The organism is Thalassotalea euphylliae, assembly GCF_003390395.1.
Classification (GTDB): Bacteria; Pseudomonadota; Gammaproteobacteria; order Enterobacterales; family Alteromonadaceae; genus Thalassotalea_F; species Thalassotalea_F euphylliae_C.
Genome location: NZ_QUOV01000001.1, coordinates 1215051 through 1229457, shown reverse-complemented (window position 1 = coordinate 1229457; position 14407 = coordinate 1215051). Strand labels below are relative to the sequence as shown.

Below are 14407 nucleotides of genomic sequence, written 5' to 3'. Positions count from 1 at the left end.
CCCTATGCTATCCGTTGCGTTCATTAAATCATTCGTCAACTTTGCCATTTCTCACCCCTAACATTACTAGCGTGCTACTGCCATGTTTTGTTGGGCTGGTTGCCCTTGCTGTGCTTGTGCTGCTGCAACAATTTCATTGAGTTGCGTTAAGCTCTGATCGTAAGGGATCACTTCCTTCATTTGCTGTTGCAGATAGAATTCGATAACTGGCAACAAGTTAATTGCCTGATCAATACGTGGATCACTGCCTTTGGTGTACGCGCCAATGGCAATTAAATCTTTATTTTGTTGATATAGTGAATAAGTTTGTTTCAGGCTTCGCGCTAGTTGTTGATGCTCTGGGCTGGTCACCATGGGCATAACACGTGAAATTGACGCTTCAACATCAATTGCAGGGTAATGGCCACTATCTGCCAATGAGCGTGACAATACGATATGGCCGTCAAGGATCGCCCTTGCAGCATCAGCAATAGGGTCTTGTAAATCATCACCTTCGGTTAGTACCGTATAAAACGCAGTGACTGAGCCTTGGCCCTCACCGCCATTGCCTGCGCGTTCAACCAATTGTGGCAGCTTAGAAAATACAGAAGGTGGGTAGCCCTTGGTCGCAGGTGGCTCGCCGACGGCTAAGGCGATTTCACGTTGTGCTTGGGCATAACGAGTCAGCGAGTCTAAAAGTAAAAGTACGTTAAGCCCTTGATCGCGGAAGTATTCAGAAATTTGTACAGCGGTTTCGCAGCCTTTTAAGCGCATAAGCGGCGAGCAGTCTGCAGGAGCTGCGACAACAACTGAACGCCGCCGCCCTTCTTCGCCCAAAATTTCTTCAATAAACTCTTTTACCTCACGGCCACGCTCGCCCACTAGGCCAACGACGATAACATCAGCACTAGTGCCTCGGGTCATCATCCCCAATAGCACAGATTTACCCACACCAGAGCCGGCAAATAGCCCCATACGCTGCCCTTGGCCAACCGTAATAAAGCCATTGATAGAGCGCACGCCGACATCAAGCGGTTCTGAAATTGCTCGACGAGCAAGCGGGTTAAGTGGTGTGTTGTCATGGCGGTAATGCTCGTCCGCTTCGATTGGCCCTTTGCCATCAAGCGGGTTACCAACACCATCAATAACGCGCCCTAACAGATCCATCGACATCGGTAGGCGGACTTTAGCGGAAAGTGGCAATACACGAGCACCGGGTAATACGCCAGTCAGGCTTTGCTCTGGCATCAGATAAGTTTTATCTTCTGCAAAACCCACTACTTCAGCAATTAGGTCACCGTGGGCAGTTTCAACTAAACATTGGCTGCCGACATGTGCTTTAACTCCAACAGCCTCAAGTGTTAAGCCGACTACACGGATCAAGCGACCCGCTACTGCTTGGCTAAAAGGCTTAATAATAGGTTGGCATTGCGCTAAACGCTCCGCCAAGTGAGAACTTTCAATCATGTTGGAATTTTGACAACAAACTACTTATGCAGTGCTTCTTGCAAAAATGATTCCACAACTTGTTTGATACGTGATTTGATAGTTAAGTCGATACTTGATGTACTATTTTCGATTTGACAGCTACCTGGCTCGAATTGCGGTGCTGGTAACAATCGCCACCCTTGCTCTTGAATATAGCTGTCACCAAATTGCTCAGTAACGCGTTCAATATCGCTTGGGTGCAATAGTATTTGAACTTGCGAGTCTTGGCTAGGTAGCGCTTTAATGCCCTCACTAATTGCTGCCATCAGAATATCGGGGTTGGTTTTAGCCTCAGTCAGTATGACCGCTTCAGTGAGCTGTGCAACCAAAACTAACAATTGATGTTCAATGTTTTTTTCTACGACAGCAAGCGGCTGATGCAACTGTTCAACTTGCTGTTGCCATTGGTTCGCCAACTCGGTAATGGCTTGTTCGCCAGATGCTAAACCTTCGGCATGGCCTTGCTCGCGGCCGGCTTGCTCACCGTCTTGATGGCCTTGCGCCTTACCTTCGTCATAGCCTTTAGCAAAACCTTCCTCCTTGCCTTGGTTGAAGCCCTCTTCATAGGCGGCCTGACGAATCTCTTCAATTTCTTCGGCAGTTAAAGGTACAGGCTCCGGCTCTGGCTCTGGTGGTGGTTCATAGCGCCAATTGCGCGGTTTACCTAGCGCATTGGTTTGCTCAAGTTCTTTTGCCGATACTTGCTTTTCAACGTCCGGTAAGTGCCAGAGTGAACTTTCTTGTTCACCCTCTTTAAGCACTTGCTGTCCAACAGACGACTTTGTGAATTTATTCATAACAAGGAGTGATTAGGCAAATATTGGTTGTGGCGATTTGGTTGAGGCGATTATAAGAATTCATCGCCGCCACCGCCGCCGCCCAGCATAATTTCACCTGCGTCAGATAATCGACGGGCAACCGAGAGAATTTCTTTCTGCGCAGCTTCCACTTCACTAATACGTACAGGGCCCATAGCTTCAAGATCATCTGCCAGCATTTCAGCAGCACGTTTTGACATGTTGCCCAAAATTTTCTCTTTCAGTGCTTCGTCAGCACCTTTGATTGCTTTCATTAGTGCGTCTTGTTGCACTTCTTTCAAGATGGCTTGAATACCACGGTCATCAACATCTGCAAGGTTTTCAAAGACGAACATAAGGTCTTGAATCTGCTGACTCATCTCTTCATCGTGCTCGCGAATTGAATCCATCAACATACCTTCAACATTAGTGTCTAGGTAGTTCATGATATCGGCAGCCGCTTTCAAGCCGCCCATTTTCGCAGCTTGTGCACCCGCTTGACCGGCGAACTGTTTCTCCATAATTTCGTTCAACTCTTGCAATGCTGCCGGTTGAACTTCTTCTAGGTTGGCAATACGCATCATCAGGTCTAAGCGCACTTTTTCGGAGAATTGGCCTAAAATTTCGGCCGACTGCTCTGGCTCTAGGTAAGATAAAACAATGGTTTGGATCTGCGGATGCTCGTTGCGAATAATATTGGCCACTTGCTTCGAGTCCATCCATTTTAATGAATCTAAACCTTTAGCCCCACCGCCCATCACGATCTGGTCAATTAAGTTACCCGCTTTATCTTCACCAAGTGCTGCGGTTAATGCTTTACGCACGAACTCCTCACTCTGGAAGCCAATCGTCGAGAAGTTTTGAATTTCGTTGATAAACAGTTTGTGCACTGCAGTGATCTTTTCTTGGGTAAAGTCTTCCATACCCGCCATGATCATACCCACTTGCTGCACTTGTTTAGGCTCTAAGTGCTTTAGAATTTGCGCAGCGTCTTCTTCTGACAAACTCAGCAGTAAAATAGATGCTTTTTCGGCACCGTCTAGCTTTTCAACATCAAAGCCACCCGCGCCGCCGCCAACAGGGGCTAATTCTTGGCCTTCATCACTCATCTTCGCTCAACCAACTTTTCACAACTTGAGATGACAGCTCTGGCTCGTTAGCAACAAGCGCACGAACTGCTTTTAGTATATCTTCATCACGATGCAGATCAGGTAACTGCAAACTACCATCTGGCGCAAAACCTACGGCATCCGCATCAAAATCAGATGTTAACATATCCATGGTTTCATCACCTAGGTCAACATGGCTATCCAGTGATTTGTCGCCGTAATCTGCAGGTGTTTGATCTGGGTAGATTAAGCGTTTCAGCATTGGGCGAACTACAGCCACAATCAAGACAATAATCACTAATGCACCCATTACCAATTTCAGCGCCTGCATAAACCAAGGCTGCTCGTAAATTGGTACCTCTTCTTCTTCACCTAAATCAATACGTGAGAATGGCAAGGTAACCACTTCTAAAGTGTCACCGCGCTGCATATCAAAACCAATACTGCCTTGCAGTAAACGACGAATATTAGCAAGCTCGGCGACCGAGCGCGGTGCCGATGTGGTTTCCCCTTCTGCGCCCGGTGTTGAAATATAATCTAATGCTACCGACACACTGATACGGCGAATCACCCCGGTTTGCTGCTTGGTATAGCTAATTGACTCGTCAAGCTCGTAATTTTTAGTCGATTCTGAGTGTTTACGTGATGGTAATACTGGCTGGTCGCCATTACCTGTCGCGTTTTCAGGAATATCGGAAGCGAGCGGCGGCTGATTCGTCAGTGCACCAGGAATACCACCTAGTGAACCGCCAATTGAGGTGTCTTCACTGTTCATTTCACTGCGCAATGCCGGTAAATCTGGATTGTAGCGGCGTGACGTTTCTTCTGTATTGGTAAAGTCCATAACTACGTCAACTTGCGCCGTATAGTTACCTAAACCAACGACAGGAATTAAAATTGAGTCAATTTTTTCCATGTACTCGGTTTCACGTTTTTGCTCAATTTCAAATTCTTTGCGTGAGCGCGATGATACTGAGTCTTGGCTACCAGAATTTAATAGGCGGCCGTTTTGGTCAGTTACTGTAACGCGATTTGGTGACATGCCTTGCACCGCAGAGGCAATAATATCAACGACTGAGTCTACTTCTTCTTCAGAAAGTACTCGGCCGCGAGCTAGGGTTAGTACAACGGTTGCAGAAGGCGACTTTTGTTTGCGGGCAAAAACATTTTCACGTGGGATCGCTAATAATACTTTAGCGCGTTGAATAGACTGTAACTGCTCAATCGTAAATGCCAACTGTTTTTCACGGCTATGCTTTAAACGCTCACTTTCCAACCGTTGGCTAACACCAAAGCCCATGTCTTGCATGATAATATCTGTCCCTTCAGACGGCTCGTCAGTTAGGCCTTGACGGGCAAGCAGTAATTTAATGTCTTGGTATTCATCTGCGCGAACGGATATGGTGTTATTCGCCTGTTTGTAGTCAACTTGGTTGGCATCCAAGAAGTCCATTGTTTCAATAAGCTGCTGGGTAGGTAGCTTGGAAAGAATGCGGTACTCTGGCTGATTGGCCCACATGATCACAAAGACCGCAATCGCTAAACAAATGGCCAATGCCATAATTAAGGTTAACTGTCTTAATACATCAACATTACCTAACGAAGCAGCAAAACCTGACTTCTGCTCTTCGACCATATCATTGTCTTGGGCGACAAGATCTGAGCCATCTGTGGTTGCCATTGCTGTGGAATTATTGTCAGCCACTTTACATCTCCGCTAATTGACTACTTGAATGCACACTAAATTTCAGCGCGCATTATACTGGCATACTCATGATTTCTTTATAGGCTTCGACAAACTTATTTCTTACCTGCACGGTTGCTTCGAAAGCAACGCTGGATTTTTGTGCAGCTATCATAGTTTCAGCCAAGGTAACGCGATCGTCACCCATTTCAAAGGCTGTGCGTTTCTGCCCTGCATCTTGCTGCAAACCGTTCACAGTATCAATAGCTTGTTTAAAAACATTGCCAAAATCAGAAGATGAAGCGTTTACTTGCTGCATTGACTCCATCGGCATCGCGCGATTGCCTGTTGCTTGTACAGACATGGCTTGCATTTGTGCAAGTAAAGAATTTGCTTTGATATCCATGACGGTTCACCTCTGTCAAAAAACTGTTGTTTAATTCACCAACTCATTACTTACCTTGTAAAGCAAGCATAGTGCCAATCAAACAGAACAGAGTTTATTAGGGCTAACCACTTGTAATTTAATCAGTTAATAATGAGGTTTAGAGGAATTAGAACGACTAAATATCAAAAACTGGCGTCAAAAAGAGGTGCTACATCAGGCGATGGAATTAACCTGATGTGGCTGGTGGAATGATGTTGAAACTAACCGTCAAAGTGCTAAGCAAGTTCTAATTAAGTACAAAGCAAGTTCTACGCAAGTACTAAGCCGGTATTTCGATACCTGAGTCACGCATTTTGGCAATTTTGTAACGCAAGGTTCTTGGGCTGATCCCTAACCGCTCAGCCACGGCCTTTCGACTGCCTTGGCATGCTTGCAAAGTATCTAAAATAATTTGATGCTCTTGCTGTTTAAGCTCATTACCGAGTTTTTCTTCTTTTTCATGCTCAATGTCAGTAGTGACTTGAATTTGCGTATCGAAGTTTTCAATTAATATGTCACCCGCATTGATAAGCTGATCAGAATGCAGGATTAGCGCCCGTTGCATCACATTATCCAGCTCGCGCACGTTGCCCGGCCATTGATAAGCCAGCATTTTGCTGCGCGCACATGCGCTAAACTCTGGCATTGTCTGGCCGTTGCGCTGGCTATGAATATGCGCCAAATGTTTGGCTAACGGTAAAATATCATCTCGGCGCTCTGCCAGTGGCAACCAAGTTAATGGGAATACATTGAGTCGGTAGTATAAGTCTTCTCGGAAAACGCCTTCACGAACGGCATCTTTTAGATCGCGGTTACTGGTTGCAATAACACGTACATCAAGTGAAATTGTTTTACGGCCACCTAAGCGTTCAACTTCGCGCTCTTGCAGCACACGTAAAATTTTAGCTTGTAAGCTTAAATCCATTTCTGTGATTTCATCGAGTAAAATAGTGCCGCCTTGGGCTTGCTCGAACTTGCCAGGGCAAGCAGAAATAGCCCCCGTAAACGCGCCTTTCTCGTACCCAAATAGCGTAGCTTCTAACATATTCTCTGGAATTGCCGCGCAGTTAATGGCAATAAAAGGCGCCTCTTTGCGCGCAGAATTATTGTGCACATATTGCGCTAACACTTCTTTACCTGAGCCACTTGGCCCTAGTACCATCACTGAAGCGTCGGTTGTCGCAACTTTACGAGCAAGCGTTAATAGCTCAATACTTTTACTGTCTTTGGCAATTGGCTCTTGCTTGTTAACCGCAGAAATCGGCACATATTGACTGACCATATTCAATAGTACTTCGGGTGCAAATGGCTTAGCCATATAGTTACTAGCACCATCTTTCATCGCCTGTACGGCATCATCGATAGTGCCATACGCCGTCATCAGCAACATAGGTAAATTCGGGTAGGTCGCTTTAACACTTTTCAGTAACGATAAACCCGACATGCCACCCATTTGTACATCGCTCACTACTAAATCAACACTTTGTTGCTTAAGCATCATCAAGGCTTGTTCGCCAGAATCTGCCTCAACACATTCATAGCCAGCTAACAGTAGCGTGTCGATGAGTGCTTCACGTAAGCCCGCATCATCTTCAACAACGAGAATTTTGCTACTACCCATGGGCAACCTCCTGAAAATGTTGTGTCAACTCTGTTGAGTTATGGTTAATCGAATTGTCTGCAGCTGCAGTATGATTACCTGCCACGAGCAAAGGCAGCTTAATACATATATTGGCCCCTTCATTTGGGCCACTAATCAGTTTCACATCCCCTTGATGGGCATTGGCGACCGACTTCACGACGGCTAAGCCAAGACCTGTGCCTTTTGCACGCGAGGTAAAAAATGGTTCAAAGATTTTGTCAGCCATTGATGCGTCAATCCCGTCGCCGTTGTCTTTAACGCTGATATAAACGAACTGTTCGTGAGCCTCGACGGTAATATCAATGAAAGCTTTCTGCTTAATAACCTCTAAACTGTTGTGAATAAGGTTTTGCAGGGCGCCTGAAAGCGCACTTTCGTTACCCAGTACTTGGCAATGGGTGTTAGTTAAATGCAGCTTAACCTCACTTTCTGATTTATTAACTAGGGCTTCCATCGCGTGTACTGACTTTTCTACAAGCTCGTTAACATTGAGCGTAGTGACCACTTGTTGATTACCACTTTTGGCAAACAACAACATATCGTTAACTTGCTGTTCTAAATCGGTAAGGCGCGACATGAGTTTTTCTTGAAACCCTGTTTTTGAGGATTCAGGTAAATTTTCATTCGCTAAGTTGGCACCGTACAACATGGCAGCAGATAACGGCGTACGAATTTGATGCGCCAGTTTAGAAACCATGCGCCCTAATGAAGACAAGCGCTGCAGTTGGCCTAGTTTATCTTGCAATAACCGAGTTTCAGTAAGGTCAGTGATCATAATTAGCTGACCTGGCTGGTGACCTAATGCGCTAATCTCAAGTTTCACGCGGCGGCCATCTTTTAGCGAAACTTCATGCCAGTCATCAGCGCGTGGCTTGAACGAGCGCTTGATCACATCAAACCATGCTTGCCCTAAAATGGGCTCGTCTAGTAATTGCTTAGCAAATTCGTTAACACGCACAACAATGCCATTGCCATCGAGTATGATGACACCTGTTGGCATAACATCAATAAGCTGACTTAACTGACTGCTCTGCTGGCGTAAAAAGGCTAACTCACCGACATAAGCTTCCTTGCTTAAGTTATCTTTGTGCTCTTCAAATGCAAAACAGCCTTGACCAAAAATGGCACTAGTACTGCTAGCGTCAAGATGATGAGTGTTTAAAGCGATAGCCATAATGCTTCCCCGAAGTTTGCTGTAAATTGCTTACTAGGTTTTGATTGACCTAAAGCAATGAACGATAAAAGTGCTCTAAAATGAGCTAAGTACTTAGGATTTAGCATTTATAGTGCCAAAATATTTATTTCTTTATTTACATAGACTTACAAGGTTATTTTGTTGATGCCAATTTTCTGTCAGTCATTTAAAACGCGTATAAATAACAAGCGTCAAAAATTAAAAATTTACCTATTAAACTAGCTAGATAAAAACAAAAACTCTTTCAAAACAGTTGGATAAGGAAAACTTTATTGTTGGCACTATCTCTGCATGGTATTTAAAGAAGAATGTACACAAGGATAATTGATTCGGAATAGAGAAGTGTTCAGTTGAGTATTTTTCTTGGGATTAGTTATCGAGCGAATTCTAGTAAATTTTTAGAAAACAGTTTTTAGCAAACAATTTTTAGCAGACAATGAATAAGGTGTTTATATGTTAGTACTTGGTGGAAGTGCAGAATCAAATCATGCAGCAAACAGCAGCAGCTTCGTCAAAGGCAAACGATACAGCTTTAGCCTGTTCACTCAAAATGAAAGCCTTGACGACCAATTAGCATCAATTGAACAGTATATGATGAACAAAGGCTGGGACAATATCGTTATAGAAGAGCAAAGCTTACTTAACGAAGCCGACGAGGTGAATCACGAAGTGGTTGCTGAAGCAATTTTAGCAGCAAAAAATGACGGTATGGCAGGTATTGTTCACCACGTACCACTATCTTAGACACGTACTGGTTTACACCAAATACTCAAAAGGGCGAGCTGGTTTTAATCAGCTCGCCCTTTTATGTTCTTATGTCGTTTAACTACTAACTAACTTAAACAACTAACTTACTTAGATTACTTATCTTTTTGTAAGTCGTATTTTTTCATTTTTTCAACCAGCGTTGTTCGGCGCATGCCGAGCAGTTCAGCCGCTCTAGCCACAACACCTTGGTGCTGCTCTAAGGCTTGGTTGATTAACGATACTTCAAGATCGGCTAGGTATTCTTTAAGGTTAATACCTTCACTTGGCAATACCCCTACCGAAGCTGGTGCAGGCTGTTCCTCCGGTTGTGAATTATCAACTACTTCTTCTGTCTCTGACAAATCATCGTCGTCATAGTCAAAGCCAGCAAACAGCTCGTTAATTGCTTCGCGCTCTTGCAGCTCTTCAGGGTATTCTGGCTCGTATTCATCAACATCAATATGCTGATACTTGGCAGGTAGCTCACTGACATTAACCACTTGATCACCATACATAATGATCATGCGTTCAATAAGGTTTGAAAGTTCACGAACATTACCTGCCCATGGGTGTTCCATCAGAGATTCAATTGCTTTTTCAGTAAAGCGCACACTGCTATTTTGTTCCGCCTCAAAACGCGATACCAGCTCTTGTAAAAGCAGCGGTACGTCTTCCTTTCGCTCTCGAAGCGCTGGTGTTTCAATCGGGAATACATTCAGGCGATAAAATAAATCTTCACGGAAGTCACCCGTTTTGATCATATTTTCAAGGTTTTGATGAGTCGCTGCGATAACACGCACATTCGCTTTAATACTTTTGCTACCGCCGACGCGTTCAAACGTGCGTTCTTGCAGTACGCGCAGCAGTTTAACTTGCATTGGCTGTGGCATATCGCCGATTTCATCGAGAAATAGTGTGCCACCTTCGGCTAACTCAAAACGTCCTTTACGGCTAGAAATTGCCCCGGTAAACGCGCCCTTCTCATGGCCAAACAGCTCACTTTCCAGTAACTCAGCAGGTATAGCACCGCAGTTCACAGGCACAAACGGTGCATTTGAACGATCAGATAGATTGTGAATGTTGCGCGCGACAACTTCTTTACCTGTGCCCGATTCACCTAGCACTAAAACGTTAGCCGCAGTTGGCGCCACTTGTTCAATCAAAAAACGTACTTGTTGCATTGGCTTACTAACACCAATGAGTGAACGAAATAGTTTAGTGCTACCCGGTTTGCCTTGGCCTTTCGTGGGTAGCTTATTATGGTACTGGTGGCAGTGGTGAATCTGCTCTGTTAACTGAGCATAATTGAGTGGTACTGACAGCTCGCCAATGACATTGGCGTAATTAGCCACTGCGTTTTGATCAAGCACATCATGCAATACAAATGGACAACGCGGATTATTAGCTATTAGCTGCACTGCTGAATGCGACACATTGCCAGCAAAAATCACTGTTAGCACATTCGCGGTTTGTTTAAAAACATTGATCAGCTCGTCTTCTGCACAAGACAAAAAGTGCTCACCAACAAACGCTAATACCGTTTCAATTTGCTGACGCCTTGCTGCGTCATTATCCACTACAAGGATTTGCTTTTGACCATGCATAAGTATTTGTACTGCCACTTATAATAATGATGATCCGATTCTAACGGTGTCATTGAAATAAGCAACAGAAAATTGACGCTTAGGCAGTCAAAAATACGTCACCTCGTTCAAAAACATGATGCTTAGCGGCTTATTTGAACAATCAGTGCTGTTGATTCATATAGTTATTCTCTTCTCTGAGTGAATTTGGTATTTTGGGAATATTATTTGCTTTCTCTTTGAGAATCAGTGTTAAAGGGCGTTCGAATGTTTGACAACAAGAGTATTTTAATTACTGGTGGCACAGGCTCGTTTGGTAAAAAATATGTTCAAACTCTACTGTCTCGCTATAAACCAAAAAAGATCATTATTTACTCGCGTGACGAGCTCAAACAGTTCGAAATGCAGCAAGTTTTCAACGATGACTGCATGCGTTATTTTATTGGTGATGTAAGAGATCAAAATCGATTAAGACGCGCAATGCGTGGCGTTGATTATGTGATTCATGCAGCAGCACTTAAACAAGTACCTGCAGCTGAGTACAACCCAATGGAGTGTATCAAAACGAATATTGATGGCGCCGAAAATGTCATAGAAGCAGCACTAGACAACGAAGTAGAGAGAGTGATTGCGCTATCAACCGATAAAGCGGCAAACCCGATCAATTTATACGGTGCTACTAAACTTGCCTCAGACAAGTTATTTGTTGCAGCCAATAATATTTCAGGCGATCAAAAAACACTATTCTCAGTTGTTCGCTATGGTAACGTGGTTGGCTCGCGCGGCTCTGTCTTACCTTTCTTTCAAAAATTAATAGCAGAAGGTACAGATCATTTACCTATTACTCATAATGAGATGACCCGCTTTTGGATCAGCTTGCAACAAGGTGTCGACTTTGTTTTAAAGAATTTCGAACGTATGCTAGGCGGTGAAATTTTTGTTCCTAAAATTCCATCGATCAGAATCCCCGATTTAGCGACGGCACTAGATCCTTCAATACCACAAAAAGAAATTGGTATTCGCCCCGGTGAGAAGCTACATGAAATCATGTGCCCTGCTGATGATTCTTACCACACATACGAATACAGCGATCATTTTGTTATTGCACCGACGATTATATTTTCTAGTCGTAGTAACGACTTTACGGTTAATGCTATTGGCGAACATGGTAAGCCTGTTGAGCATGGCTTCGAGTACAGCTCAAAAGACAACCCAGATTTCATGAGTATTGAACAGATACAAGCATTCAATTCACAGGCCTGTCTATGATCCCTTACGGTAAACAGCAAATTACCGAGCAAGATATTGACGCCGTAGTTGATGTTTTAAGATCTGACTTTCTCACGCAAGGGCCAATCGTAAATCGTTTCGAGCAAGCTGTTGCAGAAAAATGCCAAGCTAAGTTCGCCTTAGCAACCAATAGCGCAACTTCTGCTTTGCATATTGCCTGCTTAGCCTTAGATATTGGTCAAGGTGATATCGTTTGGACGAGTCCCATCTCTTTTGTTGCATCGGCAAACTGTGCTCTTTATTGCGGCGCAAGCATTGATTTTGTTGATATCGATCGCAACACAGCCAACATGTCTACTCGCGCCTTAGCAGAGAAGTTGGCGCTCGCGAAGCGACAGGATAAGCTTCCAAAAGCCATTATTGTTGTTCATATGGCTGGTCTAAGCTGTGATATGGTGAAAATTGGCGAGCTTGCTCGTCAGTATCAAGTAAAAATAATTGAAGATGCCAGTCACGCAATTGGCGGCGCATATCAAAGCGAGCCTGTAGGCCATTGCCAGTTCAGTGATATTTGCGTCTTTAGTTTTCACCCCGTTAAAGTCATTACCAGTGCAGAAGGTGGCATGGCGCTGACTAATTGTGAGCAGTTAGCAAAGAAAATGGAGATGTACCGTTCACACGGCATCACTAAAGATACCACTCAATTCCAGCAGTTCTCGTCAAACGAACCTTGGAGCTATGAGCAGCAACTACTCGGGTTTAATTACCGCATGAGTGATTTACATGCGGCATTAGGCTTGAGCCAACTAAATAAACTTGATGACTTTGTTGCACAGCGAAATGCATTGGCGAAAAACTATCGTAACGCCTTTGAAGGCATCCCTATAGGGTTTCAACAGCAAAGCGACTCTACACTGAGTGCCTATCACTTGATGTTGTGCCAAGTTGAATCAGATTCAAAATTAGACAGAGACACACTGTTTAATACTTTACGAGCAAAAGGCATTGGCTGCCAAATTCACTATATCCCGATTCATCTACAGCCATATTTTCAGCAGCTTGGTTATTGCCAAGGAGACTTCCCTGTTGCCGAGCAATACTATAAAACTTGTATCTCGCTTCCTCTATTTCCTGGCCTTGACAAAAAAAGTCAGACTCAAATTATCGAAACTATAACAAAACTATTGAGCTAATTGTGTTGGCTGACTACTTTAGATTGAGCGCTTTATACTAAGCATTTTATACAAAATCCCTTGCGCTTACTAAATCTTGTAAATTGCAATTTCAACTATCACGACTCACTTTTGTTGAGATATAAAAAGAATTAAAACAGGAATTAAAATAGGATGACAAGCTCTCCAACTACACCACTTCAGCTTGCTTTTATCGGCGGTGGTGAAACTTCCGCTGTTGGTTATGTGCATTTTTGTGCCAGCCAAATGGATAACCGTTTTCAAGTGGTGGCTGGTGCTTTTTGTCGAGATGCTGACCGCAATCAAGCAACAGCAATACAATGGGGAGTGAGCTCTGAGCGTACCTATAACGATTGGCAAGTATTAATTGAAAACGAACAAGACAGAGTTGATGCATTTGTTTTACTAACACCAACACCCGATCATTTGGCAATGCTCGAAGTATTGCTTAAAGCTGGCGCCAATGTGATTTGTGAGAAATCACTCGTTTGTGGCCCGAAAGAGGCAGCAAAGCTGCGTAAATTTTACGATTCTTCGAAGCAGTTTCTAGCTGTGACCTATAATTACAGTGGTTACCCCATGGTTCGCGAGTTACGGCAACGTATTGCAAAAGGCGAGTTGGGTAAAATACAGAAAATTCACTTAGAAATGCCACAAGAGGGGTTTCGCAGACCTCCGGATATTGCAGGTAAAGTAGCACAACCTCAAGCTTGGCGCTTACATGATGAAGAAGTTCCGACGATCTGTTTAGACCTTGGCGTTCATTTACACCACCTTTCCAGCCTACTTATCGGCCACGAACCAATCGCCACTGTTGCTCAGTTCGCCAACCACTCGCAATACGACAAGCTCGTTGATGACGTAAACATGTTACTTAAATATCCAAAAGACATTAAGGGCAGCATGTGGATGTCGAAAACCGCGATAGGTCACAGAAATGGTCTACAGGTCAGAGTATATGGTGAACTCGGCAGTGCAAGCTGGTATCAGCTTAACCCAGATGAATTAGACATTAGCTATAACGATGGTACCCGAAAAATCATTGATCGTGCGAGTAAGTGCTTAGTTGTGAGTGAGCTCCGTTACAATCGCATGAAACCAGGACACCCAACAGGTTTTGTAGAAGCATTTGCCAACCTTTATGCCGATATTGCCGATAGTTTGTTAGCATTCAAACGGCATGAACCATATGACTCTCCCTACGTCTATGGCTTAGACCATGCAACTCACGGCCTAGCACTATTTGCTGCTGCACAAGCATCAGATACTTCAGGTGAGTGGGAGCATATCGCTAAGCATCAAGTAAACTAGGCTGGCAGCTAATAAACTAGGC

12 protein-coding genes are annotated in these 14407 nt (G+C 44.0%); 4 read left to right on the top strand and 8 right to left on the bottom strand.

Annotated features, from left to right (window positions below; all coding sequences use genetic code 11):
* Positions 1 to 66 precede the first annotated feature (66 nt).
* The 7 genes from fliI to DXX92_RS05455 form a co-directional block, all read right to left on the bottom strand.
* Positions 67 to 1446 carry a flagellar protein export ATPase FliI gene (gene fliI, locus DXX92_RS05485; RefSeq protein ID WP_115999533.1) on the bottom strand — a complete coding sequence of 460 codons (1380 nt, stop codon included), beginning with the start codon at positions 1444 to 1446 and terminating at the stop codon, positions 67 to 69.
* A 20-nt stretch (positions 1447 to 1466) separates the two neighbouring features.
* Positions 1467 to 2264, bottom strand: a complete 798-nt coding sequence (fliH, locus tag DXX92_RS05480) for a flagellar assembly protein FliH (RefSeq protein ID WP_115999532.1) — start codon at positions 2262 to 2264, stop codon at positions 1467 to 1469.
* 50 nt (positions 2265 to 2314) lie between these two features.
* Entirely contained in the window at positions 2315 to 3373 is a 1059-nt protein-coding gene (gene fliG / locus DXX92_RS05475; protein WP_115999531.1) for a flagellar motor switch protein FliG, read from the bottom strand.
* Positions 3366 to 5078, bottom strand: coding sequence for a flagellar basal-body MS-ring/collar protein FliF (fliF, locus tag DXX92_RS05470; RefSeq protein ID WP_374188828.1), 1713 nt, complete (start codon positions 5076 to 5078; stop codon positions 3366 to 3368). The genes fliG and fliF overlap by 8 nt, the downstream gene beginning before the upstream one ends.
* Before the next feature lie 52 nt (positions 5079 to 5130).
* A complete protein-coding gene (gene fliE, locus DXX92_RS05465; protein ID WP_115999529.1) occupies positions 5131 to 5463 on the bottom strand; it encodes a flagellar hook-basal body complex protein FliE in 333 nt (110 codons plus the stop codon).
* A gap of 301 nt (positions 5464 to 5764) precedes the next feature.
* Positions 5765 to 7105: a sigma-54-dependent transcriptional regulator gene (locus tag DXX92_RS05460; protein WP_115999528.1), complete on the bottom strand. Its 1341-nt coding sequence runs from the start codon at positions 7103 to 7105 to the stop codon at positions 5765 to 5767.
* The gene (locus DXX92_RS05455) at positions 7098 to 8300 is read right to left on the bottom strand and encodes a sensor histidine kinase (RefSeq protein ID WP_115999527.1); all 1203 of its coding nucleotides are present in this window, start codon (positions 8298 to 8300) and stop codon (positions 7098 to 7100) included. Before DXX92_RS05455 ends, DXX92_RS05460 begins: the two co-directional genes overlap by 8 nt.
* 474 nt (positions 8301 to 8774) lie before the next feature.
* Between DXX92_RS05455 and DXX92_RS05450 the strand changes: the two genes are divergently transcribed.
* Positions 8775 to 9065: a hypothetical protein gene (locus DXX92_RS05450; RefSeq protein WP_115999526.1), complete on the top strand. Its 291-nt coding sequence runs from the start codon at positions 8775 to 8777 to the stop codon at positions 9063 to 9065.
* A 116-nt stretch (positions 9066 to 9181) separates the two neighbouring features.
* Here DXX92_RS05450 and DXX92_RS05445 read toward each other — a convergent pair whose 3' ends face one another.
* Positions 9182 to 10672 carry a sigma-54 dependent transcriptional regulator gene (locus DXX92_RS05445; protein ID WP_115999525.1) on the bottom strand — a complete coding sequence of 497 codons (1491 nt, stop codon included), beginning with the start codon at positions 10670 to 10672 and terminating at the stop codon, positions 9182 to 9184.
* 246 nt (positions 10673 to 10918) lie between these two features.
* Between DXX92_RS05445 and pseB the strand changes: the two genes are divergently transcribed.
* The 3 genes from pseB (at position 10919) to DXX92_RS05430 (ending at position 14385) form a co-directional block, all read left to right on the top strand.
* Positions 10919 to 11920, top strand: coding sequence for a UDP-N-acetylglucosamine 4,6-dehydratase (inverting) (pseB, locus tag DXX92_RS05440; RefSeq protein ID WP_115999524.1), 1002 nt, complete (start codon positions 10919 to 10921; stop codon positions 11918 to 11920).
* A complete protein-coding gene (gene pseC, locus DXX92_RS05435) occupies positions 11917 to 13074 on the top strand; it encodes a UDP-4-amino-4,6-dideoxy-N-acetyl-beta-L-altrosamine transaminase (protein ID WP_115999523.1) in 1158 nt (385 codons plus the stop codon). Before pseB ends, pseC begins: the two co-directional genes overlap by 4 nt.
* Positions 13075 to 13227: 153 nt before the next feature.
* Positions 13228 to 14385 carry a Gfo/Idh/MocA family protein gene (locus DXX92_RS05430; RefSeq protein ID WP_115999522.1) on the top strand — a complete coding sequence of 386 codons (1158 nt, stop codon included), beginning with the start codon at positions 13228 to 13230 and terminating at the stop codon, positions 14383 to 14385.
* The last annotated feature ends 22 nt before the right edge of the window (positions 14386 to 14407 follow it).

Excerpts from the sequence above, each read along its gene's own strand:
- fliI (WP_115999533.1), bottom strand. The coding sequence starts at position 1,446 with ATGATTGAAAGTTCTCACTTGGCGGAGCGTTTAGCGCAATGCCAACCT.
- fliH (WP_115999532.1), bottom strand. The coding sequence starts at position 2,264 with ATGAATAAATTCACAAAGTCGTCTGTTGGACAGCAAGTGCTTAAAGAG.
- fliG (WP_115999531.1), bottom strand. The coding sequence starts at position 3,373 with ATGAGTGATGAAGGCCAAGAATTAGCCCCTGTTGGCGGCGGCGCGGGT.
- fliE (WP_115999529.1), bottom strand. The coding sequence starts at position 5,463 with ATGGATATCAAAGCAAATTCTTTACTTGCACAAATGCAAGCCATGTCT.
- DXX92_RS05460 (WP_115999528.1), bottom strand. The coding sequence starts at position 7,105 with ATGGGTAGTAGCAAAATTCTCGTTGTTGAAGATGATGCGGGCTTACGT.
- DXX92_RS05455 (WP_115999527.1), bottom strand. The coding sequence starts at position 8,300 with ATGGCTATCGCTTTAAACACTCATCATCTTGACGCTAGCAGTACTAGT.
- DXX92_RS05450 (WP_115999526.1), top strand. The coding sequence starts at position 8,775 with ATGTTAGTACTTGGTGGAAGTGCAGAATCAAATCATGCAGCAAACAGC.
- DXX92_RS05445 (WP_115999525.1), bottom strand. The coding sequence starts at position 10,672 with ATGCATGGTCAAAAGCAAATCCTTGTAGTGGATAATGACGCAGCAAGG.
- pseB (WP_115999524.1), top strand. The coding sequence starts at position 10,919 with ATGTTTGACAACAAGAGTATTTTAATTACTGGTGGCACAGGCTCGTTT.
- pseC (WP_115999523.1), top strand. The coding sequence starts at position 11,917 with ATGATCCCTTACGGTAAACAGCAAATTACCGAGCAAGATATTGACGCC.
- DXX92_RS05430 (WP_115999522.1), top strand. The coding sequence starts at position 13,228 with ATGACAAGCTCTCCAACTACACCACTTCAGCTTGCTTTTATCGGCGGT.